Genomic DNA, 26,429 nt, shown 5'->3' with positions numbered 1-26,429 from the left:
CGGCACCTCTGTTGATGCCGTCGTTCCTCCCGAGGGATGGGTCTCCTTCCCCTGGGTACCCGCAGCGAAGCAGCGGTGGGGTCATGAACTGCGCTTCAGCGCCCGGCCGGGCGCGAAACCTCGGTACGACGACCGCACAGCACACCCCGCCGACGAAGCGAGGAGGGAAGGTGAGCAGCGGTGACCATCTCTGAGCGCCGCGTAGAGCACGGCGAATCCAAGGAATCGGTGGGCGACTTGGTCTCCCAGGCGTCGCAGCAGTTGTCGCAGCTCGTCCGCGAGGAGCTTCGGCTGGCGCAGGCGGAGATGACGCAGAAGGGCAAGCGGTTCGGCAAGGGCGGCGGCATGTTCGGTGGCGCCGGCATCGTGGCGTTCATCGGGCTTCAGGCCCTCGCTGCCACCGCCATCGCCGCGTTGGTGCTGGTCCTGCCCCTGTGGGCGGCCGCACTGATCATTACCGGCGTGCTGTTCGTGATCGCGGCGGTTCTCGCGGCGATGGGCAAGAAGCAGGTCGGTATGGCCACACCGCCCACTCCCGAGCGGGCGATCGAGAGTGTCAAGGCCGATGTGGCCGAGATCAAGGAGAGGGCACACCGATGAGTGGCAAGACCGGGCCGAAGGACTCCCCCACCCCCGACGAGTTGCGTCGGCAGGTGGAGGGCACACGTGAGGAGCTGGGCCGCACCGTGGAGAAGCTGGCCGGAAAGGCAGATGTGAAGGGTCAGGCGCAGGAGAAGGCCGCCAAGGCGAAGACGCAGGTCCAGGACGCGGCGGCACAGGGCAAGGCCCAGGTGCAGGAGACCGCGGCCCGGGTGGCGCACATCGCTCAGGAGAAGACACCCGAGCAGGTGCGCGACAAGGCCGCACAGGCCAAGGCGCAGATCGCGGAGACCGTGGCCTCCGTGGCGCACACCTTCCAGGAGAAGACTCCCGACGCGGTGACCGACAGGGCGAGCCAGGCCGGCGACGTCGCACGCCGCCGCAAGGGGCCGCTGCTGCTCACCGCCGCCGCGGGCGCGCTGGTGCTGATCGCCGTCAAGCGCCGTGGCAGGAAGCGCTGATGAAGGCGTCGAAGATCGCGTACAAGCCGGTCGGCATGGCCCTGGGTGCCGTGAGCGGCATGCTCGCCGGAGCCGCGTTCAAGCAGGCGTGGAAGGTCGTCGGGCGTCAGGACGACGCCCCCGACGCCACGGACCAGGACCGTTCCTGGCGGGAGGTGCTGATCGCCGCCGCTCTGCAGGGCGCGATATTCGCCGTCGTGAAGGCCGCGGTGGACCGCGGCGGAGCGACCGCCACCCACCGGCTGACGGGCACCTGGCCCGGCTGAGGATGCTGTCCGGGTGCCCGGGGCGCACTGCGTGAAGCAGTCGGGCACCCGGGCAGCCCGGGTCCGGGGGCCTGTGTCCGGCCCCCGTCGCACCCCCGGGCCGCAGAGAGAAATCCCGTGCCGCACGTCGGCCGCCTTCGTACACTGAGGGCATGAACCGACGACGACATTGATCCACCACTGAAGGTCCGCACGGAACGGGCTGTCGAGCGCCGCCCACGGGACGAGCGCCGACGCCGTCAACCGTTCCGTTCGCAGAAGGACCTTCGATGCTCTTTCCCACCTCAGGCGTGCCCGCACGCACCCGCGTGCCCGGCTCGCAGATCCGGCGGCTGGAGCGGACGCTCCTCGTGTCCGCCGGCTTCGAGGATCTGATCCTGCTCTACCCGGTCTACGCCCTGCTGTTCGCCGAACACGGCCTGAGCACCGCGGAGATCTCCTCCCTCTTCGCCATCTGGTCGGTGACCGGGCTGCTGCTCGAAGTGCCTTCGGGTGTGTGGGCGGACATGGTCTCCCGCCGTCTGCTGCTGATCATCGGGCCGCTGCTGTCGGCCGCCGGTTTCGCCCTGTGGGTGGCTGCCCCGTCGTACGGGGCCTTTGCCGTCGGCTTCGTCCTCTGGGGCACCGGCGGTGCGCTGCGTTCCGGGGCACAAGAGGCCCTCGTCTACGAGGAGCTCGACCGGCTCGGTGCCGCGTCGCGCTATGCCGGGCTGATGGGCCGCGCGGGAGCGGTGAGCATGGCCGCCACGGCAGTGGCCACCGCGGCGGCGGGCCCCCTGTTCGCGCTCGGCGGCTACGCGGCGCTGGGCGCGGCCAGTGTCGTGGCCTGTGCGCTGTGCGCGGTGGCCGCGGCTCTGCTGCCCGAGCACCGGTCGGACAACCCTGCGGGGCAGGACGACGACGCCCCGGACGCGGGCTACGCGGCGACGCTCAGGACAGGTCTGTCCGAGGTCCGCGGGAGCAAGGCGGTACGGAACGCCCTGCTGATGGCCGTCCTTGTGACCACGGTGTGGGGCGCGCTGGACGAGTATGTCCCGCTGCTGGCCGTGGAGACCGGGGCGTCGACGCGGGACGTGCCCTTTCTCGTCCTGGCCGTCTGGATCGGCGTGACCCTCGGCAGCCTGCTGGCCGCACGAGCCGAGCGCATGGCGGCGCGCACGATGGGCGCGGCCGTCGCGGTCGCCGGAGTGGTCATGGCGGTGGGCGCGCTCTCCGGCAGCCCGTTCGGCTTCCTGCTGCTCGCGTCGGCCTTTCTGGTGTTCCAGATGGCCGACGTGGTGGCCGACGCCCGGTTGCAGGCGGCCATCACCGGCCCGAGCCGGGCGACCGTGACCTCGCTGGCGGGTCTGGGCACGAGTGTGTCGACGCTGCTGATGTACGCGGCGTACGGCACGGCGTCCCAATACACCGGTCACGGCGCGTTGTTCGCACTGTTCGCCGTCCCGTACGTCGTGGTTGCGTTCGCGATGGCGCGATCGGCGAGGTGAGGGCGACCACGACGGTGCGAGGCTTCGCGAACGACGGCCGGGCGCGCGGTGTTTACCGCCGGAAACCCCCGCACGACCTGCCCTGTTCCTACTGTGCCCGGGTACAGTAGGGCCGCCACCCATGGACGAAGGCGAGCCCGGCCGGGGGGCCGGGCCGCCGGGTGCGGACACTCGCGGTGCTCCGCCGACGGGTGCGGTGCCGACGGGTGCGAGGGTGCTTGCCCGAGCCTGTGCAAGCATGGTGCCACCGACCGCGTCCTCCCGTCCGGGGAGGCCCGTCCTCCGGGGTACCGCCGTGACCAAGCCCTCCGCCCGCGCACCGCAACGCAGCAATTCCCGCTCCAACCGGGCGCGGATTCTGGCCGTCGCACGCCGCGAGTTGGCGCTCAATCCGGAGACCACCCTCGAGGAGATCGCGCGCGCCGCAGGCGTCGTACGACGTACCGTCTACGGTCACTTCGCCGGCCGCACCGCACTCCTCGACGCTCTCGCCGACGAGGCGGCGGGCACGCTGCGGACGGCGGTCGATGTCGCGGCCTCGCCCTCCGAGGACCCCGAGCGGGCGTTCGCGCGTTTCGTCCTGACCATGTGGCCCATCGGCGACCGCTACCGGATGCTGCTCGCGCTCGCACGCCGCGATCTCGGCATGGATCGCGTCATCGACGTACTGGCGCCCGCACGCAGGGAAGTGACGGGCATCCTCGGCCGGGGCCAGGCCGCCGGCACCTTCCATGCCCATGTTCCGCCGGCCGTGCTCAGCGCCGCACTGGAGGCGTTGACGCTCTCCCTGCTGGAGAGCGTCAACGCGCAGGACTGGAAGGACAACGGGGAAGCCACCGCGGTCACCACGCTGATCGCCGCCGGTGTGCCCGCGGAGCGGGCGGAAACCGTGGTGCGTGAGCTGTCGGAGTCGATCGACGCCGTCATCGAGCCCGACGACGCTCTCTGATCCACCCACCCCTCTCAGGGCCTTTCATCCCCGCCGTACGGCTGCGACCAGCCGCGCTTCGGCATGGGCCGCGCCGTCCGCGCGCCCGCTCCCACACAGACGCGCCACCCCACTCGGACAGCTCATTTGCACACGGCTGTGCAAGTAGCTAGTCTGCACATGAGCGTGCAAATAACGATGCTCCCCCCGTTCCCTCCCTCGAAAGACCAGACGATGCCTCTCCTCGCGAAGACGCCGGTCGACAGGATGGACGAGCCCTATGCGCGGCGCTGGTGGGCGCTGCTGGTGCTGTGTCTCAGCCTGCTGATCATCGTGATGGCCAACACCTCACTGATCGTCGCCGCCCCGGACATGACCCGTGACCTGGGCCTGAGCAGCAGTGATCTGCAATGGGTGATCGACGGCTACACCGTGCCGTACGCGGCGCTGATGCTGGTCCTCGGCGCGATGGGCGACAAGTACAGCCGCCGGGGTGCCCTCGTCGTCGGTCTGCTGGTCTTCGGTGCCGGATCGGTCATGGGAAGCCTCGTCGACGAGACCGGGCTGGTCATCGCCGCCCGCGGGATCATGGGTGTGGGCGCCGCCGTGATCATGCCGGCCACGCTGTCCCTGCTCGTGGCGACGTTCCCCCGCGAGGAGCGCGGCCGCGCCATCACCGCCTGGACCGCCACATCGGGCCTCGCGATCGCTGTCGGCCCGCTGGTCGCGGGCTGGCTGCTGGAGAACCACGCGTGGGGCTCCACCTTCCTGATCAACGTTCCCGTCGTGGTCCTCACCCTCATCGGAGCCCTGACGCTGATCCCGCCGTCGAAGGCGGAGGGCATGGGACGGCTCGACTTCGGTGGCGGACTGCTGTCCATCGTCTCGATCGCCGCTCTCGTCTACGCGATCATCGAAGGCCCCCACTTCGGCTGGGGCACCGGTCCCGTCACCGCCGCGGTGGTCGCCGTCGTGGGCCTGGTGCTCTTCGTCCTGTGGGAGCTGCGTCACCCCCAGCCGATGCTGGACGTACGCAAGTTCAGGATCCGCTCGTTCAGCGGCTCCATGCTCGCCGTGCTGTTCTTCTTCTTCGGTACCTTCGGCTCGATCTACTACGCCACGCAGCACCTGCAGTTCGTGCTCGGCTACGGCGCGCTGGACACCGGCGTACGTCTTCTGCCGCTCGCCGGCGCGGTGTTCGTGGGTGCCGCCCTCACCGGACGCCTCACGCCCAAGCTGGGCATGAAGACAACCGTGGTGGCCGGCATGGTGATCGGGACCGTCGGCGTCCTTCTGCTGACGCTGATCGACACGAACTCCACGTACACGGACTTCGTCGGGCCCCTGGTGCTGCTGGGTGTCGCGATCGGGCTGAGCGTGTCCCCCGCGACCGACACCATCATGTCGACGTTCCCGGAGAACGAACTGGGCGTCGGCGGTGGCGCCAACGACACCGCACTCGAACTCGGCGGATCACTGGGAATCGCCGTCCTCGGCTCGCTGCTCGGGACCACCTACCGCAGCGAGCTGACCGACCTGGTCGGCAGCCGGCTGCCCGCCGCGGCCCTCGACACCGCGACGGACTCCGTCGGCGGAGGACTCGCCGTCGCCGAGCGTCTCGCCCAGGACCCGGCTGTCGGACCCCAGCAGGCTCAAGCGCTCCTGGGCGCCGTTCACCAGGCGTTCGCCCAAGCCGTGTCGAGCACCAGCCTGGTCGGCGGCATCACGATGGGCGCGGGCACGCTGCTGGTGCTGTTCGTCCTGCCGGGCCGCAGGCGGCGGAAGGCCGCGGCGGAGGAGGCTGCTGCCACGGCACCGGAGCAGGAGCCGACGCGGGTCGGTTGAACCGTCCGGCGGTGAGAGGGGAGCTTCTCCACGGCTCCGGGGATCCTGGGGTCCGGGGAGGGGCAGTTCGCTCCCCGGACCCCCGTCGGTCGACGGGGCCGCCTCACCCGGGCTCCCGTCCCGGCCGGGCTCCAGAAGCGACGCCGGTACCGCGGTGCGAGAATCGATCACGGGGGCTGTCGCCCGCTGGAGGACCGTGGATCTGGAAAGCGTGACCGACGAGCTGTACCAGCTGCTGCCCCAGGACTTCACGGCCGCGCGCAACGAGCGCGCGGCCCGCGCCCGCACAGCGGGAGACCATGAACTGGCGGCACGGATCAAGGAACTGCGGCGACCGACGCTGTCGGCCTGGGCCAGCAACCTTCTCGTACGGCAGCAGTCGGAGAAGGTGCAGCCGCTGATCGGCCTGGGCGAAGGGCTGCGCCAGGCCCATCAGCAGCTCGACGGCGGGCAGCTGAGGGAGCTCGGCCGACAGCAGCACGCGCTCGTCGGCGCGCTGGCCCGGGAAGCGCGGAAGCTGGCGGAGGCGGCCGGGCAGTCGGTCGGCGAGGCAGCACAGCACGAGATCGAGGCCACGCTGCATGCCGTGCTCGCCGATCCTCGGGCGGCCGAGCAGTGGGCAGCGGGACGTCTCGCCAGGCCGCTGAACGCGCCGGTGGGATTCGACGGAGCGGTGCAGACCACGGTGCCTTCCCCGGGGACACCGCCCACGCCGACGGGGCGCGCTGCGAAGCCCGAGAAACGACCCCAGCCCCGTACACAGACGCGGTCGCGGGCCGAGGAGCGGGAACAGCGCCGGCAGATCGACCGGGCCCGGAAGGCGGCCGAGGCCGCCGAGACCGCCGAGAAGAAGGCAAGTGCCTTGGAGGCGGAGCAGCGGGAGGCCGAGTGGGCCGGGGATCGGGCGGACAGCGCGCGGGTGGAGGCCGAGGAGCGGGTGTCGGAGCTGGCCCGGGAGCTCAAGGCCGCCCAGCGGCAACAGAAGGACGCTCGCGCTCGGGCACGGACGGCGCGTGACACCGCCAAGGCCGCCGAGCAGGCCGCGAAGTCCGCGCGCCGCAAGGCGTCGGCGGCGAGGGAGGCAGCCGAGCGGCCGGCGACCCGGAGCTCCTCATGAGCCCGGGTGGCCGCCGGTGATCGGCGCCGCTTCCCGAGGCCCGCGACGCGATCTGCCGCCCCGGAGCTCGGCCAGGCGACGGGCTCCGGCCTGCCCCGAAAGGCCGGGAGACCCGGATCGCCGCCCGCCCCGGAGTACCACCCGTAGAGCGTGCTGAAAAGCGCGTCGACAGACCGTCGCGGCGCAGGGATAGCATCCATCGCCGTGACGACCTCGAACGACGACCGCATCCGCCCCTTCCGCATCGACATCCCACAGAGCGAGCTCGATGACCTGCACACACGTCTGGACCACACCCGCTGGCCGGACGAACTGCCCGAGGCGGGCTGGGACTACGGAGTCCCGCTAGGTCATGTGCGCGAGCTCGTGCGGTACTGGCGGCACGAGTACGACTGGCGGGCGGCGGAGGCCGGCCTCAACGAATGGCCCCAGTTCACGACAACCATCGACGGGGCGACCGTCCACTTCGCCCATCTCCGGTCGCCGGAGCCGGACGCGACACCCCTGATCGTCACGCACGGCTGGCCGGGCTCGGTCGTGGAGTTCGCCGCCATAGCCGGCCCGTTGACCGATCCGCGTGCGCACGGCGGCGACCCGGCCGACGCCTTCCACCTGGTGATGCCCAGCATCCCCGGCTTCGGACTGTCCGGACCGACGAAGGAGCGTGGCTGGGAGTTCCAGCGGGTGGCCGCCGCCTTCGGCGAACTGATGGCGCGACTGGGCTACGGGCGGTACGGCACGCAGGGCGGCGACTGGGGTGCTGCCATCGCCCGTGAACTCGGCCGTATCCACCGCGACCGGGTCATCGGCGTCCACCTCAACCTCCTGCCGGGTGCGGCCGCGCCCGAGGAGCCGGACGCCGAGACGCTGGCCGCGCTGAGTCCTGCGGAGCGCGAGCGGACGCATGCCTCCTGGGAGCGCAACAAGGTGTGGATCCGCGAGCGCCAGGGCTACGCCGACATCCAGGCGACACGGCCGCAGACCCTGGCGTACGGGCTGACCGACTCCCCGGTCGGCCAGCTGGCCTGGATCGCGGAGAAGTTCTACGAGTGGTCGGACACGCGCGAACGCCCCGAGGGCGCTGTCGACCGCGACCACCTGCTCACCAACGTGATGCTGTACTGGCTGACGCGTACGGCCGGTTCGTCCGCCCGTATCTACTACGAGCGCGCGCACGCGGCCTACTGGGGCAGGCCGCCTGAGCCGTCGGACGCGCCGACCGCGCTCGCCGTCTTCCCGATGGACAACTTCATCCCCCTGCGTCACATCGGGGAGCGCACGAACACGATCGTGCGCTGGACGGAGTTCGACCGCGGAGGGCATTTTCCCGCGATGGAGGTGCCGGATCTCCTGGTCGGCGACGTACGGGCGTTCTTCCGGAGCCTGGCAGGACGGCGTCAGGTCTGATGTCCGCCCCGGGGGACGGGGCGAGGGGCACACTGAACAGGCTGCCGATTCTGACGACGAGGAGCACCGTGCCGCCCGTTCCGATCATCATCGACTGCGATCCCGGACACGACGACGCCATCGCCATCATGCTCGCCGCGGGCGACCCGGCGATCGATCTGCTCGCCATCACGACCGTGGCCGGCAATCAGACCGTGGAGAAGACCACGCTCAACGCGCGCCGTGTCTGTACGGTCGCCGGCATCACCGACGTGCCCATCGCGGCGGGCTGCGCACAGCCGCTCGTACAGCCCCTTCTCGTGGCCGAGGACGTCCATGGCGACTCGGGCATGGACGGCCCGCGGTTCGGCGAACCGACGGTGGACACGGTGCCCGAGCACGCCGTGGAGCTGATGTACCGGATCCTGACCGAGCATCCGGAGCCGGTGACCCTGGTGCCGACGGCGCCGCTGACGAACATCGCGCTCCTGCTCACCCGGTATCCCGATGCCGCCACCCGCATCCGCGAGATCGTGCTCATGGGCGGCTCCACGGAGCGCGGCAACCGGACCCCTGCCGCCGAGTTCAACATCCATGTCGATCCCGAGGCCGCGGACATCGTGTTCCGCAGCGATGTGCCGGTCACGATGTGCGGCCTCAATGTCACGCACCAGGCGCCGGCAACCCCCGACGTACTGGCGCGACTCGACGGACTGGGCACGGAACTGGGCCGTGTGTGCGTGGAGTTGATGACGTACTTCGCCTCCACGTATCAGCGGTTGTGGGGCTTCACCTCGCCGCCGGTGCACGATCCGGTCGCGGTGGCACGGGTCATCGACCCTGCGATCGTGCAGTGCGTCGATGCGCAGGTGGCGGTCGAACTCCACGGCCGGTACACGCGCGGTGCGACGGTGGTGGATCTCCATCAGTATCTGGACCGGCCGGTGAACGCGCGGGTCGCCGTCCACCTGGAGACCGAGTTGTTCTGGGACCGGGTGATCGCGGCGGTCGACACGCTCGGGCGCCGGGCGGCGAGACCGCCCTCATCCGCGTAGGGCCTGCGCGAACCGGGCGACGGCTCGCCGCACGCATGAGGCCCGGCCGGTGGCCGGGCCTCATGCGTCGATGTCGGTTGCTCTCCGCAAGCATCCGTCGGTCGCGTACTACAGGCGGAGCAGACGCTCCGTCATCTCGCGGTAGGAGCGGAGCGCGAGGCGCAGGTCCTCGGTGTCCGCCTCCCTCGAGCCGCCCTTCCCCTCGCCGTGCCAGTCCGCGCGAAGGGCGCGGCGCTGCTCGGTGAGCGCGGCCGTGATCTTCTGGGCGGCGTCGTCCATGACCGCGGCCGCATCCTCGACGGCGTGCCGCGGGGCGTCGACGAACCCGCTGAGGGAGTCGTGCAGACGACGGGCCAGCTTCTCCCGCTCGTCCTGCGCGATCAGATGACCGGGTGTCTTGTGCTCCTGCGGCTCGGAGTGCGTGGGACCGGCCGGGGTCGTGTGCGGCACCAGGGTGTCGTGGGACTCCGGAGTCCTGGGCGCCTCCGTGGTCTCGATCCGCGGGGCGGTGTCACCCGCCGCCACCGGACGGGCTGGTTCACGGGTGCCGGTCGTGGCGGTGGGCTCGACGAACGTCGCCGGTCCGGCGGGCTCGCTGGGCTCGACCGGTCGGCCGGAGCCCACGGGCTTTGCCGGCTCCAGCGGCTCGCCGGACTCGGGCCGCGCGCGGGGCGCGACCGGCTTCTCCGTCTCCACCGCGTCGGGGGTACCGATGCGCTTCGGTGCCGGGACCTTCTCCTTTTCGTACGCCATCACACGCCACTCCCCTTCGGCTTCAGCAGGTGGCCGCGGCGGCCGCTTTCGACAGGACGCTCACGGGTGGTGCGGGTGTCCTCGGGCCCGGCCGTGACCAGGGCCTCGAAGAGCGCGCGGGCCTCGACCATCGCCTCGCGCAGTTCCTCCGTGCTCGACTTGGCGCGGGTGGCCAGGTGCATACGGCGGTAGCCGCCGACGTGTTCGGCGTGGTGCACGGAGAGGGCGTCCAGGTGCTCGTCGTGCTGCGAGGCCTCGGGGAAGCCCCGGTCCCGGGCCAGACGGGCGACGAGCTTGTCCGCGTCGGCCACCGCCTGGGCCGGGGAGTCGACGAACTGCTCCTGGAGACCGGCCCACTGGGCGACATACTGCTCGCGCGCCTCGCTGGCGAGGGGCTTCGGCCTCAGGTCACCGTGCCGCTTGACGCGTTCGTTCAGTTCGTGTTCCGTGGCCTTGGTGTCGCCGTCGTGGCGGGCGAGCACCCGGTCGTACTCGGGACCGAACCGGCGCTTGAGCCCCCGTCCGCCTCCCTTGCCCGGGCCGAGGTAGAACACCGCGGCGACGACGATCGCAAGTACCGCGACCAGTGCGACGATGGTCAGGACTGTGGACATGGCTGCCTTCCCGGTTCACGTGTCATGTGCCCAACTCGAATTCGCTTGCTGGACGCCGTTCGAACGCCGGGTTGCCCGGATTGCAGCGGCCAAACCGGTGGTGCGGAGGCGCCCGCGGAGACGACGGAGGGAAACACCGTCGGACGGGTCGGGACGAGCGAGAACACGGGGGGCGAGGCCGGCCGACCGGTGGTGCCGGCGGCCGTCCGGGTCAGCGGGTGTGGTGCGCGAGGGCGACGGATCACGCGAGGTGATCGGGGGCCGGAGTCCTGACGGGCACATCATGCGGCTTGGGCAGGTCAGGCGGCGACGGTCAACTGCCCACGGGAGGGCGGGGTGGTGGTCAGGGGGCGGTGCGGCGGAATGATCTCGCCGTCCGGCAGCAGCCCACCGGTGTCGTCGAAGACGACCGTGCCGTTGCACAGAAGACTCCAGCCCTGCTCGGGGTGGGAGGCGACGATACGTGCGGCGTCACGGTCGGGGTGGGCGGCGGTCGGGCAGGTGGGCCGGTGTGTGCACATCTCATTGCTCCGATTCCTGAGTCTCCGGGTCTGTCTCTCAACGCGTCCGGTCCCGAGTCGGGTCCGGGTCTCTCATCAAGGATGCTGCGCTCCGTACGTCTTGTTCGTGTCACCGGATACGACCGGGCCGGCAACGAGAACTCATCGGACCGCGGCGGTCGTTCCGGGTTCCGTTCTCTGTTCCGTTCTCTGTTCCGTTCTCTGTTCCGTTCTGCGGTGTGTACGAGTCTGTCACCGGGGTCCGACAGTGCCGGATCCGGAGATCGCGACACCTCGGAGAAAACTCTGCCGGAACCGATGAGTTCGCGGCCACGGTCCCGTCTGCCTCGATGACACATGCAACCCGCCATGCGCCAGGAGGCAGCATCATGACCACCACGACCCTTACCACCGAGCCCCGTACCTCCCGTCCGGCCCGCGTGTTCCGTGCCGCCGTGATCGCGCAGCCCGTGTGGCGGGCCGGTGTCGTCGCCGCCGTCGCCGGGGCGATCACCACCGAAGCCTTCGCCACCCTCGCCCGCCTCGCGGGCGTCCCGTTGGAGGCGGCGAATCCCGGCGCGGACGCGGCGGCGGCGATCCCGCCACTGGGTTTCGCGTTCGGTGTGCTGTTCTGGTCCGTCGTCGGCATCGTCCTCGCGGTGGTGCTGGCCCGCTTCGCGAAGCGTCCCGCCCGCACCTTCGCCGTCACGACCGCCACGATGACCGTGCTGTCCCTCGCGCCGCCGTTCATGGCTCCGCACACGGCGCTCTCGACCCAGATCGTCCTGGCCCTGTCGCACCTGGTGGCCGCGGCCGTGATCATCCCGGCGCTGACGGTACGGCTGACGCACCGCCGTCCCGCCGCGTCCTGACCGGTGGGGGTGCGGCAGCCCGTCCTCTCGGAGACCCGCTCACGCGGACAGGGTGGTGGGGGGCGGGGGCCGGGGGGGCCCCCCCGCCGGCGGGGGGTACGGCCGGCGCCGGGGGGGGGGGGCGGGGCGCGGGGGGGGGGGGGGGCCCCCCCGGCCCCCCCCCCCCCCCCCCCCGCGGGGCCCCGCCCGCCCCCCCCGCCCCCCGGCCCCCACCACCCTGTCCGGGCTTGTGCCGCCTCAGCCGTTGGGCGGGCCCGTGCAGTTCTCGGCCGGTTCCGCCGCCGCGATGCCCTCGCCCCGGTCACCTTTCCAGGACGAGCGCCAGACCCTGGCCCACGCCGATGCACAGGGCCGCGATGCCCGTGCCGGAGCCCGCCGCCGCGAGCTGGTGCGCCACTGCTCCGGTGATCCGGGCACCCGACGCGCCCAGCGGGTGGCCGATGGAGATGGCGCCTCCGCGCGGGTTGATCACGGCCGGGTCGAGTCCGGGCCACTGGCCGACACATGCGAGCGCCTGGGCCGCGAACGCCTCGTTGAGTTCGAGGGTGCTGAGGTCGCCGACCCCGCGGCCCGCCTTCTTGAGTGCGCGCTGGACCGCTTCGACCGGCCCGGCGCCGAAGTACTGCGGCTCGATACCGGTCACGGCCGTGGCACCGATGCGGGCCAGCGGTTCCCGGCCGGTGGCGCGCAGACCGTCCTCGTCGGTGAGCAGCAGAGCCGCGGCGCCGTCGTTGAGCGGTGAGGAGTTCCCGGCCGTGACCGTGCCGCCCTGGCGGAAGACGGGCTTCAGCCTGGCGAGTGCCTCGATGGAGGTGTTGTCGCGGATGCACTCGTCGCGGGCCAGGTCGGCGCCCTCGACGGGGACGACCTCGGAGTCGTACAGCCCCGCGTCCCAGGCACGGGCGGCCTTCTGGTGGCTGGCGAGCGCGAAGGCGTCCTGTGCCTCGCGGTCGATGCCGTAGCGGTCGGCGACCAGTTCGGCGCCTTCGCCCAGGGCGACCGTCCACTCCTTGGGCATCCGCGGGTTGACCATGCGCCAGCCGAGCGTGGTCGAGAACATCTCCTGGTGTCCCGCGGGGAAGGCGCGTTCGGGCTTGGGCACGACCCAGGGCGCGCGGCTCATGGACTCGACACCGCCCGCGACGGCGATGGACGCGTCCCCGACGGCGATGGCACGGGCGGCCTGGATGACGGCTTCCATCCCCGAACCGCAGAGCCGGTTGACCGTTGCGCCGGGCACGGTGACGGGCAGCCCGGCCAGCAGCACGGCCATACGCGCGACGTCCCGGTTGTCCTCCCCGGCCCCATTGGCGTTCCCGAAGATGACGTCGTCGATCCGCGCCGGGTCGAGGTCGGGGGTACGGGAGACGAGTGCGCCGAGGGCACCGGCCGCGAGGTCGTCGGGCCGGATGCCGGACAGGGCGCCGCCGTACTTGCCGATGGGCGTACGGACGGCGTCCACGACATAGACATCACGGAGGCGGTCGGTCATGTCAGCTCCAGGGTGCGGGCGTGAGGGGGTGTCATGGGGTGGTGACGGGCAGACGGACGGGCGCCGCGGTCCTCGCCAGGACCTCGTCGGGGGTGACGTCCGGCGCGGTCTCGACGAGCAGCAGCCCCTCCTCGGTGATGTCGAGCACGGCGAGGTCGGTGATGACGCGGTGCACGCACGCCCTGCCGGTGAGCGGGAGCGTGCACTCCCGGACGATCTTCGGGGTGCCGTCCCGGGCGGTGTGCTCGGTGAGGACGATGACCCGGCGGGCTCCGTGGACCAGGTCCATGGCACCGCCCATCCCCTTGATCATCCTGCCGGGGACGGACCAGTTGGCGAGGTCGCCGGTGGCGGAGACCTGCATGGCGCCGAGGACGGCGGTGTCGATGTGACCGCCGCGGATCATGCCGAAGGAGAGGGCGGAGTCGAAGCAGGCGCCTCCGGGCCGGACGGTGACGGTTTCCTTGCCCGCGTTGATGAGGTCGGCGTCGACCTCGTCGTCGGTCGGATAGGGCCCGACGCCGAGGATGCCGTTCTCGGAGTGGAGGACCACGTCGACACCCTCGGGCAGGAAACCGGGGACGAGGGTGGGCAGTCCGATGCCGAGATTGACGTACGAACCGTCGGTCAGCTCGGCGGCCGCGCGGGCGGCCATCTCGTTCCGCGTCCACGCCATCAGGCTCGTACCGTCCTCTTCTCGATCTGCTTGTCGGCGGCCTGCCCGGCGTCGAGGACGACCACGCGCTGCACGAACACTCCGGGGAGGTGCACGGCGTCGGGGTCCAACTCGCCCGGTTCCACGAGCTCTTCGACCTCGGCGACGGTCACCCGCCCGGCCATCGCGGCGAGCGGGTTGAAGTTGCGTGCGGCCTTGTTGAAGACGAGGTTGCCGTAGCGGTCCCCCTTCGCGGCGCGGACCAGCGCGAAGTCGGTGGTGATGCCGTACTCGAGGACATGTTCCTGTCCGTCGAACACGCGGACTTCCTTGGCGGGGCTCGGCACGGCCACCGCGCCCGTACCGGCGTCCGGCCCGGAGGGGGCGTAGCGCAGGGGCAGTCCGCCGTCCGCGACCTGGGTGCCGACGCCGGCGGGGGTGAAGAAGGCGGGAATGCCGCAGCCGCCGGCGCGCAGCCGTTCGGCGAGTGTGCCCTGCGGTACGAGCTCGACCTCCAGTTCGCCCCCGAGGTACTGGCGGGCGAACTCCTTGTTGTCCCCGATGTACGAGCCGGTGACATGGGCGATCCGGCCGGCGGCGAGCAGGGTGCCGAGGCCCGCCCCGTCGACCCCGCAGTTGTTGGAGACCACCTGCAGTCCGCCGACCCCGCGGGCGAGGACCGCCGCGATCAGGGTGTTCGGCACTCCGCTGAGGCCGAACCCGCCGACCGCCAGGGAGGCGTGATCCCCGATGTCACGGACCGCTTCGGCGGCGCTCTGCTCGACCTTGTCCATCGCGGAGGTTCCTTGTCATGGGGCGGAAGCACCGACCGGGATGCAGTGGTTCGCCAGATGAACTACAGTTCATTTTTCACTCGGACGAGTGTGCGTTCATCGGCCACGCGATGTCAACGGCCGCACGGGACGACTGTGGGCCGAGTCCGGGCTCCAGGACATCGACGCACGACGACCGCACGGAGGGCCCCGATGGCCGCGAGGACCCCGATCCGCGACGCGGCGCCCCGGGAGGCCGTGGGCCCGCTGATGCGCGGTGTCGCCGTCCTCGACGCCCTCAGCGAGGCGGGCGGACGGGCCACCGTCAGCGAGCTCGTACGCTCCACCGGACTCGCCCGCTCCACCGTCGACCGGATCGCCGCGACCCTGGCGCGCATGGGCTACCTCCGGCTCGCCGAGCACACGGCCGTCCTGGCGCCCCGGCTGATGGAACTGGGGAACGCCTACCTCGCCTCGATCCGCCTGCCCGGCCCGCTCGGCCCGCTCGCGGAAGAGCTCGCCGACGCTCTCGACGAGTCCGTCTCCCTGGCCGTACCCGACGGCGACGGCATCCGCTTCGTCCACCGGACGAGACGACGGCGGGCGATGTCGCTCACCTTTCGCATCGGGGACCTGCTGCCGGCCGAACGGACCGCACAGGGAGCGGTGTTCGCCGCATCCCGCAGCGAGGAGGAGTGGTCGCACTGGCGCGCGCGGCGCGGCGCCGGCCCGCGCGGCCGCGGCGCCCTGCCGGCCGCGGATCGGGCCGAAGAGGAGCCCGCCTTCGAGCAGCGTGCCGCACAGGCCCGTGCACAGGGCTGGGCCCTGGACGACCAGCTCGTCGAACCGGGACTGATCACGCTCGCTCTTCCGGTGCGCTCCCCCGACGGCCGGGTGGTCTGCGCCGTCGGCGTGGTGAGCCACACCAGCCGTCACACCGCGGCTTCGATGCGCGAGTCCCTGCTGCCGCGGGTGCGGGACACCGTGGCCGCGATGGAGGAACGGCTGAGGACGAGCCGGGTGGAGACCGAGGACCGGGCGGGCGGGCTCGCCGCCTGGACAGGCGCCTCCAAACAGGAACTCGGCGCCGAGTTCGTGGAGTCACTGGCCCGCGGGCTGACGGTGCTCACCGCCTTCGGGGACGGACGCGCGGAACTCACGCTCGCCGCGGTCGCCCAGGTCACCGGACTGGCGCGCGCCACCGCCCGCCGCGCGCTGATCACCCTGGAGCACCTCGGACATGTGGAGGCACGCGAGCGCACGTTCCGGCTCACCCCGAAGGTGCTGACGCTCGGGTATCCGCCGCTGTCGCGCATCACGCTTGCCGACATCGCCGCACCGCATCTGGCGACCCTCGTGGAGGAGGTGCACGACTCGGCGTCCCTGGCGGTGCTCGACGGCGATGCCATCCAGTACACGGCGCGGGTCGCGACCGGCCGCATCATGAGCGTCAACATCGGGATCGGCACCAGATTTCCGGCGTACGCGGCATCCATGGGGCGCGTCCTGCTGGCCGACCTGCCCGCGCGCGACCGTGCGGACCTGCTGGCAGGAACAGAGCTGCGCGCGCTGACCTCCCGGACCGTCACCGACCGGGAGCGGCTCGATGCCGTTCTCGCACAGGTGGCGCAGGACGGATACGCCCTGGTCGACGAGGAGCTCGAAGAGGGCCTGCGCTCCCTGGCCGTGCCGGTGCGAGATCACTGCGGACGAGCGGTCGGGGCCGTGAACGTCGCCATGCACAGCAGCCGCCGTACCGTGGACCAGTGCCTGGCGGAGGTGCTGCCCGCGCTGCGCTCGGCGGCCGCCGGGATCGAGGCGGATCTGCGCATCGCCGGACGCTTCACCAGGATCCCCTCGTCCTGAGCCGCGGCCCCGGTGGCCGCGGGTCCGGTGGCCGCGGGTCCGGTGGCCGCGGTCCGAGCAGGACCACCGCGACGGGAGACGCCCCCCTCATGGCGCCGGGACCTCCCAGCAGTCCCTGTGGTTTACCCGCTTCTCTTCGGGCACCCGGAATGTGCGACTTTGCGCGTACGCACGTCGGTGCGGCACGCGCACTGAGTCCTGCCCGCCCATCACGGGGCCGATCTCACGGGAGACGAGGAGCCTGACATGTCCGACGAAGCACGTGGCGACGACGTGTACCAGCCCGACGCGACGGAGACCCAGAACCGTCCGACCGACGACCTCGACCTGGAGAACGCGATCGACGAGCGGGATCTGGACGACATCGTCGAGGAAGGCTACTCACCGCCCGAGCGTCCGTTGGGTGTGGGGAAGTACGGCACCACCGGCGAGGAACAGCGGGAGGGCGAGTCCCTCGATCAGCGGCTCGCCCAGGAGACACCGGACATCGAGCCGGAGCCCGGCGACGGGATCGGCGATCTGCCCCGCGGCGAGGGCGAGCCGCTCGACGACGAGGCGGGAGACGCCCGCTCCGGCAGGCTGACCCAGGACGGCTACGCGTCCCGTCAGGACAACGACGTGACCGCGCGGGACGTCGGCATCGACGGTGGCGCGGCGTCCGCGGAGGAAGCGGCGATGCACACGATTCCCGACGAGGACGACGGCGCCCCTTAGCGGTCGACCGTGGCGCATGCCCGGAGCCGGTGAGGGTCCACCGGCCAACCGCAGGGCCGCCGCACGGCGGTACTTCTGCCGGGCAGGTGACTTCAGCGGTTTTGCGGTTACCCGTAACGGCATGGCACGCATCTGGCACACCAAGGAACAGCCTCCGGCACACGCCGAGGACCCCTCGGCGCAGACCGGGAACCGTCCTCCGGGTGAGTCCGAGGCGGCCCCGGACACTCCGGCGGAGCTGCCCAAGAAGTCGTGGTGGTCGGTGCTGCGCCGTACGGCCGCGGAGTTCAAGGACGACGAACTCGCGGACCGGGCCGCCGCGCTCACGTACTACGGAGTGCTCGCGCTGTTCCCGGCGCTGCTGGTGCTCGTGTCACTGCTCGGCGTCGCGGGGAAGTCCACGACGCAGTCGATTCTCGACAATCTCGAGAAGCTCACGCCCGGGTCGGCGCGCCAGATCATCTCCGACGCCGTCGAGCAGCTCCAGGCCAGCAGCGGCACCGGATCGGTCCTGGCGATCGTCGGTCTGCTGGCGGCGCTGTGGTCGGCATCGGGCTATGTGGCGGCGTTCATCCGCAGCTCCAACGCCGTCTACGACATCCCTGAGGGCCGCCCGGTCTGGAAGGTCACTCCCCTGCGCCTCGTCGTCACGGTGGTGCTGATGGTCCTGGCCTGCGCCAGCGCGCTGATCGTCGTGTTCACGGGCGGAATCGCCCGGCAGGTGGGCAGCGCCCTCGGCATCGGGGACACCGCGCTGACGGTGTGGTCCATCGCGAAGTGGCCCGTCCTGGTCCTGCTGGTCACGGTCATGATCGCGATCCTGTACTGGGCCTCCCCGAACGCGAAGGGGCGCGGTTTCAAGTGGGTCACGCCCGGCAGTTTCCTGGCCTTGCTGATCTGGATCGCGGCCTCCGCCGGCTTCGCCCTCTACGTGGCGAACTTCGCCTCCTACAACAAGACCTACGGCACCCTCGCCGGCGTGATCGTCTTCCTGGTGTGGCTGTGGATCACCAATCTGGCGATCCTGCTCGGCCTGGAGTTCGACGCCGAGATGGCACGGGAGCGGGCCATCGTCGGCGGGCACCCCGCGGACGAGGAACCGTACGTCCAGCCCCGTGACACCCGGGCCTGGAGCGATGAGGAACGCCGCGAGATGGGCACGGAGTGAAGAGGGACCACGCCACAGGCCGGGGAGCCGACAGTTCCCACCCGGCCGACGAGGAGGACGGTGCACCCGTGAGCAAGCACTCTCAGGACGCCACGCAGCTCGGCGACCGCGCGGAGCCGGCCGGCCTGCACCTGGCCGTCGGCAGCCCGGCGACCGGTCTCCCCGCCGAAGCCGCCCAGGGCGCCGGCCGGCGGAGCAGCCCATGGCCGCTGCCGCCGGACCGTACGCAGGCCATCCTGGAAGCCACCAAGCACGTCGCCGCCCGGCTCAAGAGCGGCGGACACCCCTTCGCCCTCGTGGGCAGCGTGGCCGCCTACGCGCACGGGGTGCCCGCGAGCTTCCAGCACGATGTGGACTTCTGCATCCTGCGCGAGGACGCCGAGGCGGTGACCCAGGAGCTGGAGGCCGCGGGCGTCGAGGTACGCACGCCGCCCGAGGACTGGCTGATCAAGGCCCGCAGCCACGGCGAGGAGATCGACCTGATCTTCGAGCTCGCCCAGCGGCCCGTGACGCACGAGCTGCTGGACCGGGCGGAGATCCTGCCGGTGGACTCCGTCCGCATGCCGGTGCTCTCCCCGACCGACCTGGTGAGCAGCCTGATGGCCGCGTTCTCGGAGCACCACTGCGACTTCGGCGCCGTCCTGCCGATCGCCCGGACGCTGCGGGAGAAGATCGACTGGGACCGGCTGCGCCGGGACTACGAGGAGGCCCCGATGCCCGACGCCTTCCTCTACCTCCTGGAACGTCTGGAGATCATCGACGAGCGGGGCACGGACAGCGAGCAGGGGGACGAGGACTCATGAGCCACACGGACACCGCCGAGTACCGCATCGCCCATCTGCGCGAGCGGCTGGCGAAGGGATCCGCCGCGGAGATGGGCGTGCGGATCGAGATGCGCGGTGACAGCGTCCTGCTGTCCGGGAGCGTGCCGAGTGCCGCCTGCCGGGACGAGATCCTGCGCATCGCCGAGGACGAGCTCTCGGGGCTGCCCGTCCGCGAGGACCTGGTGGTGGTGTGTGCCACCGCCCCCGACCACCCCGAGGAGCTGGCGTGATCCGCGTAGCAGCAGTCGGCGACATCCATATGGCCCCGGACAGCGCCGGCGTACTCCGCCCCGCTTTCGAGACGCTGGGCGAGTGCGCGGATCTGCTGCTCCTCGCCGGGGACCTGACACGGCACGGGACGCTCGACGAGGCCGCCGTCGTGGCCCGTGAGGTGGCCGGCCTCGACGTGCCCGTGGTGGCCGTGCTGGGCAATCACGACTACCACAGTGATCTCCAGACCGAGATCGCTCACCTGCTCGGCGAGGCCGGCGTCACCGTGCTGGAAGGCGACGGCACGGTGCTCGACATCGGCGGCGTGCGCGTCGGGATCGCCGGGACCAAGGGCTTCGGCGGAGGCTTCGCGGGACGCGAGGGCGGCGATTTCGGCGAGCCGGAGATGAAGAACTTCATCCGCCTGACGAAGCGCTGCTCGGAGGAACTGCGGCGCTCGCTGGAGGATCTGAGGGAGCGCGACTGCACCGTCCGGATCGCGCTGACGCACTACGCGCCGGTGGCGGACACGCTGGCGGGCGAGCCGCTGGAGATCTTCCCCTTCCTCGGCAGTTATCTGCTGGCGGAGGCGATGGACGCCGCGGGCGCCGACCTCGCCGTGCACGGGCACGCGCATCACGGCGCCGAACACGGGATGACCAGCGGCGGTGTGCGGGTGCGCAATGTCGCCCAGCCGGTGATCGGCCGGGCCTTCGCCGTCTACCACCTGGCCGTCCACGACGACGATGCGCAGGCCCACGCCGCGAGCACCGGAGCGGGCGCCCTCCACTGAGGCCACCCGGGGGCCGCCGCGGCCATGGATCCGGCGGAACTCCCCGAAGCGGCCGTGGTGATCGACGCGGTCGGACTCCAAGGCCCGGTCACACCGCCGGACGTCTCCCGGCGTCGCGGCTGACGACGGCATGAGGCACATCACATGCCGGAAGGGTGAATACCGGAACAACGAGGGCCGGCCGCCCGTTGAGCGGTATGTGGCTGCGGAGGGGACAGTGTCCCCGGGCCCTACCTATTGCCCATGGGGAAGATCGTTCGGCTGAAGCCCCATGGAGCCTTCCGCCGCGAGGCGACCGCCCTCCGTGTCCACCTCATACCGCCCCGGCTGGATTCCCCCCTCCAGCCGGGGCTTCCTCTTTCCTGATACGGCCCTGATGCGGCCCGTTCCTGATGCGGCCCGCTCGTCAGGGATGCGGCCAGTCGTCGACTCCGCCGCCTCGCCACTCGATCAGATCGGTGTCGGACAGATCGATCACCTCGTCCTGGGCACCGAGTTCCTTGCGCAGCAGTTCCGCGAGGTCGCCGCGACCGTGCGCGAGACCGGCGATCTGTCCGTGGATGGTCACTCTTCGGCCGCCGCTGGGCGACGGAGGGTGAACGATGACCGGTGGGTGAGGAGGCATGCCTCCACCGTGCCTCGCACGGAGCGCGAATGCATCCCGGACGCCACAACCCGATGCGTCCGGCAACCCGATGAGTCCAGCGCGTGGCGGCAGTCCTATGAAGGAGACCGAACCGGCGGACGTCTGGAGCTCGGACATGCGCGACCTGATCATCACCGAGAACATCACGCTCGACGGAGTCATCGACGCGGCAGAGGGCTGGTTCGGCCCGGCCGGGGTCGACGCGGAGGCGGACCGGACCGACATCGAGGCAGCACTCGGCACCCAGATGGAAGCCGCCGACGCGCTGCTCGTCGGGCGGGTCACCTTCGAGGAGATGCGCGGCTTCTGGCCCCGGCGGACCGACGATACGACGGGTGTGTCGGACTACCTCAACTCGGTGTCCAAGTATGTGGTGTCCGGCACCCTGTCCGACCCGGAGTGGGACAACACCACCATTCTGCGCGGCGGCCTCACGCGGGAGGTGCGGGCGCTGAAGACCGCGCCGGGCAAGGACATCGTCACCACCGGCAGCATGACCCTGGTGCGTGACCTCGTCGGCACAGGGCTCGTCGACGAGTACCGGCTCTTCGTGTACCCGGTCGTCATCGGCCACGGGCAGCGTCTCTTCGAGGACGCGGAAAAGGTCCCGCCACTGCGCCTGGTGGAGACCCGGCCGTTCAACTCGGGTGTGCTGCTGCTGCGTTACCGGACCGCATAGGAACAGGCGGCCGCCGGGGACGGCGAGCGCGGCAGGAGCCGCCGGCCGGGAGCTGTTCCTCGACGCAGGGCCACGGGAACCGGTCGTGACGGAATTGTGTCTGCCCTGGGGAGAGCAAGTGGGCTACCGTGCGGCGGTCGCGTTCCGTGCGACCACGCCCCGGACATCCGGCGGGAGCGCTTGCGGCAAGGGGGACGGATGAACGCGTGGACAGTGCCCGGGTACACGGAGACCCGTGAGCTGGGTTCCGGCGCCAGTGGGCGCGTCGTCCTGGCCGTCCATGACGCGACCGGCGTTCCGGTGGCCGTCAAGTACCTCAGCGAGAGCCTGCGGACGGACGCCGCCTTCGTCCAGGACTTCCGCTCCGAGGCCCGGCTGCTCGGCGGACTCGACTCGCCGTACGTCGTCGGCCTGTACGAGTACGTCGAAGCCCCGCACGGCGCCGCCATCGTGATGGAACTCGTCGACGGTGTCGCCCTGCGTACGCTGCTGACCCGCGAGGGCGCCACCGGACCGGAGGCCGCACTCGTGGTCCTCAAGGGCTCACTGCTGGGGCTGGCCGCGGCGCACCGGGCGGGGGTCGTCCACCGTGACTACAAGCCCGAGAACGTCCTGGTCGCGGCGGACGGGTCGTCCAAGCTCGTCGACTTCGGTATCGCCGCGGGCCGTGGCACCACCCCGGGCGTGGCCGGCACTCCGGCGTACATGGCGCCGGAGCAGTGGAACGGGGAACCCGCCTCTCCGGCCGCAGACGTCTACGCGGCGACCGCGACTTTCTACGAATGCCTGACCGGGCACAAGCCGTTCACCGGCGAGAACTTCGCCGAACTGGCCCTCCAGCACATCGGCGCGCCGGTCCCCGACGACGACGCCCCCGAGCCGGTACGGCCGCTGATCCGGCGCGGACTGGCCAAGACTCCGGAGGAACGCCCGGAGAACGCGGCGGCGTTCGTGAACGAGCTGGAGGACCTCGCCCGGGCCGCGTACGGCGAGGACTGGGAGGAGCGGGGTCAGCGCCGGCTCGCCGCGCTGGCCGCCCTGCTGCCGCTGCTGTTCCCCTCCGCCGGCGGACAGTCGGCGGGAACGACGGCGGTGGCCACGACGGCGCTCGGCGGAGGCCGGGGCGGCAGCTGGAAGCCCGGTCTCCGGGGCATCCTGACCGGTGTCGCCGCCATCGTCATCGGGATACTGGTCGTGGTGGCCGCGGATGCCACCGGCGGCGGCGTCCCACAGGTGACGGCCCAGAGTCTCGCCACCACCAGTGCCCGGCCCGGCACGACCGTCTGGCCGAGCGAGGACCCGTCCCCGTCGGCGAGTCCCTCCGTGTCCGCATCCGCCTCGCCGTCCGCGACAAACTCCCCGTCCCCTTCGCCCACGGACACCGTGAGCGGCGGAGCCGTCACCCCCACGCCCGTCGTGGATCCGCCCACCACTCCCCCGAGCCCACCGACCACGGACCCCACGACTGCCGCACCCACACCGTCGGAGCCGACCACGGCTCCGCTGCGGGTCAAGTCCGTGTCCGTCACCGGCCTGCGTCAGGTGTCGACCACGGGCGGCGTCGCGTCGGTGGACGTCGCCACCGACGGAACGGGGCCCGTCACCGTCGTCATCACCTGGTTCACCGGAGACGCCCAGGGGCAACTCGGCGTCCCCGACGGGTCACAGACCTTCGAGCGCAGGGGCGCCACGCAGTACACGCTGGCGCTGGACCACACCTTCCAGGGGAGGGGCTGCTACTGGGGCGTACGGGCGTCCACCAACCCGGCGGCCGCCTCCGGCAGTTCCTCCCAGCAGGTCTTCATCCGGCGGTGCACGATCTCATGAGCGACGACCGAACCCACCGTCTCCGTGACCACGACGGAGGACCCGGCTCCGAGGGCGGCCATGACCGTTCCGAGGTCGGACGAGGCCACGACGACGGCGGTGACGAGTACAGCGCGACCGCACTCGGCAGTCAGTGGTTCGAACGGCCCGAGCCCGAGCCCGCCACCGAGAGGGCGACCCTGGTCCAGCGCGTGCGGCCGGACGCGGAGCCCGACCGGGTGGAGGGAGAGGTCCTGCGCTTCGGGCCGGGCGTGACGGCGCTCGCCCGCGACCGCGTCCCCCACAACTCCACCGCTGCCGTCTGGCACGGCGGCACCCTGGCCGGACGGCCCGAGGACGGCGGGCCTCCCGAGAAACCACGCCGCGGCGGCCTCCGCCGGTACACCCTGGCAGGTGTGGTGCTGCTGGCGGTCCTCGCCTTCCTCGCCTGGCAGCGCTTCGGTCCCGGTCTCGCCGTGCAGGACGTGTCCGTCCGTACGGTCACCGAGGGTCCCGGCTGTGACGGCACGGCCGATGTGGTGGGAGTGGTCGACACCAACGGCCGGCCGGGCACGCTCACGTACCGCTGGGTCCGGAGCGACGGCACCACGTCGGGCCTGCTGACCGAGAAGCTGACGCGCGGCCAGGAGCGGGCACGTCTGCATCTGCTGTGGACGTTCCACGGGTCCGGGGAGTACCGCGCCCGGGCGGAACTGCGGATCGTCTCACCGTCCCCGCGCACGGCGGACGTCCGGTTCGCGTACAGCTGCCCCTGACGGCAACCGGCGAGCGGATCCCGTGCGTGTCGGGGTCGGCGGATCGCGGGAGCTGCGGGGTCAGGCGCGCCCGTACTCGTACCGCACGCGGCTGAGGTACATCTCGTCGGTCATCACGGACACCGTCCGGCGAAGCCTGTCGCCGGCCCGTACGACGGTGTCGGCGATCTGCGTGTCGCCGTCGTCCAGCCGCAGCCGGACGTCGCCGTACCGGTCGTCGTCCGCGGAGTGCGGATCGGCATCCTCATCGTGCAGCAGGAGATGGCTCCCGGCCGCGGTGGTGACGATCCGGCCGTCGAACGGCAGGGCCTTGGCTTCGAGGACACCCTCCTCGCAGAACCACTCCACCTCGGCCGTACCCGATTCCGTGAAGGTGTCGTCGTCACCGATGTCCAGGGTCAGTCCCGTCGCCGGCTCCAGGGGCGGTTCCGCGTCGAATGTCTCGCCCGCGAGCCAACTGTGCAGGAGCAGTGTCAGGTCCAGCCGGGTGCAGCCGATCACCGCGTCCATCCTGATCTCGTCCACGGACTCGGAGGTCACGTCGGGGTCGTGCGAGACCGCGCCGAGCAGTTCCCAGCGTCCCGTGAAGTCCGTCATGCCGTACACCCCGTTCGTTCCTGTCACCCATCGGGAGATCCCACATCAGGACCCGGGTAAGACAACGACGGACGCGAGGACGGGCCCTGCCCGGGCCGTTCTCCGGACAGGGCCCAGGAAGGACAGGGCCCCGGGGTTCGGGCAGGGCCTAGTTGAACGGCTCCAGTGTCATGAAGGCCTCCTGCGGGTTGCCGTCGTGCACCAGGGACTCATGAGCACCCACGTCGTCGAAGGCGAAGCCGTACGCCTTACCGTCGACCATCTGCCCGTGGATGATGCGCGAGTAGTGGTTGGTGACCGCGTCCCGGTAGAAGTTGGCGTTGTCGGGGTCGGGCTGGTTGGGGTTGGTCAGCAGCGTCGAGCGGTTGTAACCCGCGCACAGGGTGCGGGAAATCGGGCCGCGGACCAGGTCGTTGGGCGCGTCGAGAAGCTTGTAGCAGCCGAAGACGCTGTCGGAGTCGGGCTTCTGGAAGCTCGTGACCACGGCTCCCGAGCCGTTGGTGAAGTTCATGACGTTGCCCGAGACCCTGCCGTAGTACTTGGTGTTCGGCTGGTTCGCGAACGGCGTCACGGTGAGCGTGGAGGAGCTGTACCTGCTCCAGACCCGGTTGATGTAGTCGTTCATGACGCCGGCGGAGAGTCCGCCCGCCTCGATGCCGTGACCGGGCGAGAGAGCACGCAGCGGAGTGCCGTCGGGGCGGTTCTGGATCAGCCCGCCCCAGCCTGCCGAACGCAACTGGTTGAAGACGGCGTTGTACCCGCCGGGCTTGAGCCTGCCGGTGTTCTTGACCGTGCCGTTGGCGAGCTTGACGCCCACCGCGTACGGAGCCGAGAACATGTCGACCTGGGTGCTGTTGATCCACAGCCCGGCGTCGTTCAGCGTGTACTCGGACCAGTTGAACAGGATGTTGCGGTTGGGGTCGGACGGATTCTGCACGGCGGGCTGCACGAGACCGCCGGTGGTGACCTTGAAGACGATCTTCTGGCCGATGGAGAAGTAGACACGACCCGAGAACTTGGGCATCCGGATCGTCCTGGTCTGCCCGTTGGCCGGTCCCGCGATCGAGGCGTCGGGGGCAGGCGTCGGCGGATTACCTCCCGCCGGCCAGGGGTGGAACGTGCCGTTGGCGTCGGCCCAGCCCTGACGGCCCGACGAGAGTTCGGTGCCCAGGTTGTAGATGTAGACGGGTTCGCTGCGCCCTGAGCTGTTCTTGATCGTGAGCGGAATGGTCGCCGGCACGGCTTCCGCGGATGTCGACGGGCCGAGGACCGTCAGGCCCGTGGCGACGACCAACGCCGACACCACGGATGCGAGGACTTTCGGTAAGCGGAACACGCTCTTGCCTCCTTGTGGGGGCTCGTGGGGGTGAATCCCGAGCGACGGGAAGTGCGGCGCCCACGCGGCCTGTGGGTCGCCAGAGGGGGAATGGACGGTTACCCGAAGGGTGAGAGCGCTCTCAGAATCCGGCTGCGTTCATCTTCTGTCAATGAACCTGACACAGCTGAGGTCTGTCGATCAGGACGGGCGGGGCACCGAACGAAGCCT

Annotated in this window: 29 protein-coding genes; 20 read left to right on the top strand and 9 right to left on the bottom strand. The window is 71.1% G+C overall.

Annotation, left to right across the window (positions count from 1 at the left end; all coding sequences use genetic code 11):
• The 10 genes from ACFWU3_RS26600 to ACFWU3_RS26555 form a co-directional block, all read left to right on the top strand.
• The coding region (locus ACFWU3_RS26600) for a hypothetical protein (protein ID WP_384442521.1) at nucleotides 1-184 on the top strand (184 nt) is incomplete at its 5' end.
• On the top strand, nucleotides 181-600 hold the full coding sequence (locus ACFWU3_RS26595; protein ID WP_384442518.1) for a phage holin family protein: 420 nt from the start codon (nucleotides 181-183) through the stop codon (nucleotides 598-600). The genes ACFWU3_RS26600 and ACFWU3_RS26595, both read left to right, overlap by 4 nt.
• Nucleotides 597-1,061: a DUF3618 domain-containing protein gene (locus ACFWU3_RS26590; protein ID WP_384442516.1), complete on the top strand. Its 465-nt coding sequence runs from the start codon at nucleotides 597-599 to the stop codon at nucleotides 1,059-1,061. Before ACFWU3_RS26595 ends, ACFWU3_RS26590 begins: the two co-directional genes overlap by 4 nt.
• Nucleotides 1,061-1,327, top strand: coding sequence for a DUF4235 domain-containing protein (locus ACFWU3_RS26585; protein ID WP_384442513.1), 267 nt, complete (start codon nucleotides 1,061-1,063; stop codon nucleotides 1,325-1,327). The genes ACFWU3_RS26590 and ACFWU3_RS26585 overlap by 1 nt, the downstream gene beginning before the upstream one ends.
• Before the next feature lie 269 nt (nucleotides 1,328-1,596).
• Nucleotides 1,597-2,814, top strand: coding sequence for an MFS transporter (locus tag ACFWU3_RS26580; protein WP_384442510.1), 1,218 nt, complete (start codon nucleotides 1,597-1,599; stop codon nucleotides 2,812-2,814).
• Between the two features lie 295 nt (nucleotides 2,815-3,109).
• Nucleotides 3,110-3,763: a TetR/AcrR family transcriptional regulator gene (locus ACFWU3_RS26575; RefSeq protein WP_384442507.1), complete on the top strand. Its 654-nt coding sequence runs from the start codon at nucleotides 3,110-3,112 to the stop codon at nucleotides 3,761-3,763.
• Between the two features lie 213 nt (nucleotides 3,764-3,976).
• Nucleotides 3,977-5,587 carry an MFS transporter gene (locus ACFWU3_RS26570; RefSeq protein ID WP_384442504.1) on the top strand — a complete coding sequence of 537 codons (1,611 nt, stop codon included), beginning with the start codon at nucleotides 3,977-3,979 and terminating at the stop codon, nucleotides 5,585-5,587.
• A gap of 196 nt (nucleotides 5,588-5,783) precedes the next feature.
• Complete coding sequence (locus ACFWU3_RS26565; RefSeq protein ID WP_384442501.1) at nucleotides 5,784-6,704, top strand: hypothetical protein; 921 nt, start codon at nucleotides 5,784-5,786, stop codon at nucleotides 6,702-6,704.
• Nucleotides 6,705-6,908: 204 nt separating this feature from the next.
• Nucleotides 6,909-8,111: an epoxide hydrolase family protein gene (locus ACFWU3_RS26560; RefSeq protein ID WP_384442498.1), complete on the top strand. Its 1,203-nt coding sequence runs from the start codon at nucleotides 6,909-6,911 to the stop codon at nucleotides 8,109-8,111.
• Nucleotides 8,112-8,179: 68 nt separating this feature from the next.
• Nucleotides 8,180-9,145 carry a nucleoside hydrolase gene (locus tag ACFWU3_RS26555; RefSeq protein WP_384442495.1) on the top strand — a complete coding sequence of 322 codons (966 nt, stop codon included), beginning with the start codon at nucleotides 8,180-8,182 and terminating at the stop codon, nucleotides 9,143-9,145.
• Between the two features lie 108 nt (nucleotides 9,146-9,253).
• Here ACFWU3_RS26555 and ACFWU3_RS26550 read toward each other — a convergent pair whose 3' ends face one another.
• The 3 genes from ACFWU3_RS26550 to ACFWU3_RS26540 form a co-directional block, all read right to left on the bottom strand.
• Complete coding sequence (locus ACFWU3_RS26550; protein WP_384442492.1) at nucleotides 9,254-9,898, bottom strand: hypothetical protein; 645 nt, start codon at nucleotides 9,896-9,898, stop codon at nucleotides 9,254-9,256.
• Nucleotides 9,898-10,512 (bottom strand): hypothetical protein, encoded by a 615-nt coding sequence (locus tag ACFWU3_RS26545; RefSeq protein WP_384442489.1) that lies wholly within the window; start codon nucleotides 10,510-10,512, stop codon nucleotides 9,898-9,900. Before ACFWU3_RS26545 ends, ACFWU3_RS26550 begins: the two co-directional genes overlap by 1 nt.
• 299 nt (nucleotides 10,513-10,811) lie before the next feature.
• Nucleotides 10,812-11,033: a DUF5999 family protein gene (locus tag ACFWU3_RS26540; RefSeq protein WP_384442486.1), complete on the bottom strand. Its 222-nt coding sequence runs from the start codon at nucleotides 11,031-11,033 to the stop codon at nucleotides 10,812-10,814.
• Between the two features lie 368 nt (nucleotides 11,034-11,401).
• Between ACFWU3_RS26540 and ACFWU3_RS26535 the strand changes: the two genes are divergently transcribed.
• Nucleotides 11,402-11,884, top strand: a complete 483-nt coding sequence (locus tag ACFWU3_RS26535) for a DUF6069 family protein (RefSeq protein ID WP_384442484.1) — start codon at nucleotides 11,402-11,404, stop codon at nucleotides 11,882-11,884.
• Nucleotides 11,885-12,185: 301 nt separating this feature from the next.
• Here the strand turns inward: ACFWU3_RS26535 and ACFWU3_RS26530 are convergent, their stop codons facing one another.
• The 3 genes from ACFWU3_RS26530 to ACFWU3_RS26520 are packed head-to-tail and all read right to left on the bottom strand — an operon-like array spanning nucleotide 12,186 to nucleotide 14,825.
• Entirely contained in the window at nucleotides 12,186-13,376 is a 1,191-nt protein-coding gene (locus tag ACFWU3_RS26530) for a thiolase family protein (protein WP_384442481.1), read from the bottom strand.
• Nucleotides 13,377-13,407: 31 nt separating this feature from the next.
• Nucleotides 13,408-14,052 (bottom strand): CoA transferase subunit B, encoded by a 645-nt coding sequence (locus ACFWU3_RS26525; RefSeq protein ID WP_384442478.1) that lies wholly within the window; start codon nucleotides 14,050-14,052, stop codon nucleotides 13,408-13,410.
• The gene (locus ACFWU3_RS26520; protein ID WP_384442475.1) at nucleotides 14,052-14,825 is read right to left on the bottom strand and encodes a CoA transferase subunit A; all 774 of its coding nucleotides are present in this window, start codon (nucleotides 14,823-14,825) and stop codon (nucleotides 14,052-14,054) included. The genes ACFWU3_RS26525 and ACFWU3_RS26520 overlap by 1 nt, the downstream gene beginning before the upstream one ends.
• Nucleotides 14,826-15,017: 192 nt before the next feature.
• Between ACFWU3_RS26520 and ACFWU3_RS26515 the strand changes: the two genes are divergently transcribed.
• The 6 genes from ACFWU3_RS26515 (at nucleotide 15,018) to ACFWU3_RS26490 (ending at nucleotide 20,379) form a co-directional block, all read left to right on the top strand.
• Complete coding sequence (locus ACFWU3_RS26515) at nucleotides 15,018-16,670, top strand: IclR family transcriptional regulator C-terminal domain-containing protein (RefSeq protein ID WP_384442472.1); 1,653 nt, start codon at nucleotides 15,018-15,020, stop codon at nucleotides 16,668-16,670.
• 246 nt (nucleotides 16,671-16,916) lie between these two features.
• Nucleotides 16,917-17,384 carry a DUF5709 domain-containing protein gene (locus ACFWU3_RS26510; protein WP_384442469.1) on the top strand — a complete coding sequence of 156 codons (468 nt, stop codon included), beginning with the start codon at nucleotides 16,917-16,919 and terminating at the stop codon, nucleotides 17,382-17,384.
• Nucleotides 17,385-17,505: 121 nt separating this feature from the next.
• Nucleotides 17,506-18,552 carry a YihY/virulence factor BrkB family protein gene (locus tag ACFWU3_RS26505; RefSeq protein ID WP_384442466.1) on the top strand — a complete coding sequence of 349 codons (1,047 nt, stop codon included), beginning with the start codon at nucleotides 17,506-17,508 and terminating at the stop codon, nucleotides 18,550-18,552.
• A gap of 68 nt (nucleotides 18,553-18,620) precedes the next feature.
• Complete coding sequence (locus tag ACFWU3_RS26500) at nucleotides 18,621-19,355, top strand: nucleotidyltransferase family protein (protein WP_384442463.1); 735 nt, start codon at nucleotides 18,621-18,623, stop codon at nucleotides 19,353-19,355.
• Nucleotides 19,352-19,606, top strand: coding sequence for a hypothetical protein (locus tag ACFWU3_RS26495; RefSeq protein WP_328859614.1), 255 nt, complete (start codon nucleotides 19,352-19,354; stop codon nucleotides 19,604-19,606). The genes ACFWU3_RS26500 and ACFWU3_RS26495 overlap by 4 nt, the downstream gene beginning before the upstream one ends.
• Nucleotides 19,603-20,379 carry a metallophosphoesterase gene (locus ACFWU3_RS26490; protein ID WP_384442460.1) on the top strand — a complete coding sequence of 259 codons (777 nt, stop codon included), beginning with the start codon at nucleotides 19,603-19,605 and terminating at the stop codon, nucleotides 20,377-20,379. The genes ACFWU3_RS26495 and ACFWU3_RS26490 overlap by 4 nt, the downstream gene beginning before the upstream one ends.
• A 406-nt stretch (nucleotides 20,380-20,785) precedes the next feature.
• Here the strand turns inward: ACFWU3_RS26490 and ACFWU3_RS26485 are convergent, their stop codons facing one another.
• Nucleotides 20,786-21,004 (bottom strand): hypothetical protein, encoded by a 219-nt coding sequence (locus tag ACFWU3_RS26485; protein WP_313948125.1) that lies wholly within the window; start codon nucleotides 21,002-21,004, stop codon nucleotides 20,786-20,788.
• 97 nt (nucleotides 21,005-21,101) lie between these two features.
• Here ACFWU3_RS26485 and ACFWU3_RS26480 point away from each other — a divergent pair, with 97 nt between their 5' ends.
• The 3 genes from ACFWU3_RS26480 (at nucleotide 21,102) to ACFWU3_RS26470 (ending at nucleotide 24,286) form a co-directional block, all read left to right on the top strand.
• Nucleotides 21,102-21,704 carry a dihydrofolate reductase family protein gene (locus ACFWU3_RS26480; RefSeq protein ID WP_384442457.1) on the top strand — a complete coding sequence of 201 codons (603 nt, stop codon included), beginning with the start codon at nucleotides 21,102-21,104 and terminating at the stop codon, nucleotides 21,702-21,704.
• Nucleotides 21,705-21,902: 198 nt separating this feature from the next.
• Complete coding sequence (locus ACFWU3_RS26475; protein WP_384442454.1) at nucleotides 21,903-23,531, top strand: serine/threonine-protein kinase; 1,629 nt, start codon at nucleotides 21,903-21,905, stop codon at nucleotides 23,529-23,531.
• A complete protein-coding gene (locus ACFWU3_RS26470; RefSeq protein WP_384442451.1) occupies nucleotides 23,528-24,286 on the top strand; it encodes a hypothetical protein in 759 nt (252 codons plus the stop codon). Before ACFWU3_RS26475 ends, ACFWU3_RS26470 begins: the two co-directional genes overlap by 4 nt.
• 60 nt (nucleotides 24,287-24,346) lie before the next feature.
• Here the strand turns inward: ACFWU3_RS26470 and ACFWU3_RS26465 are convergent, their stop codons facing one another.
• Together ACFWU3_RS26465 and ACFWU3_RS26460 are read right to left on the bottom strand one after the other, a co-directional pair.
• Complete coding sequence (locus ACFWU3_RS26465; RefSeq protein WP_384442448.1) at nucleotides 24,347-24,883, bottom strand: hypothetical protein; 537 nt, start codon at nucleotides 24,881-24,883, stop codon at nucleotides 24,347-24,349.
• A 148-nt stretch (nucleotides 24,884-25,031) separates the two neighbouring features.
• Nucleotides 25,032-26,219, bottom strand: a complete 1,188-nt coding sequence (locus tag ACFWU3_RS26460) for a glycoside hydrolase family 64 protein (protein ID WP_384442445.1) — start codon at nucleotides 26,217-26,219, stop codon at nucleotides 25,032-25,034.
• Nucleotides 26,220-26,429: the final 210 nt, after the last annotated feature.

The sequence above is a fragment of the Streptomyces sp. NPDC058685 genome (assembly GCF_042714725.1).
Classification (GTDB): domain Bacteria; phylum Actinomycetota; class Actinomycetes; order Streptomycetales; family Streptomycetaceae; genus Streptomyces.
Note: the sequence above shows the minus strand (reverse complement) of the source record. Positions and strands in the feature narration are given on the sequence as shown.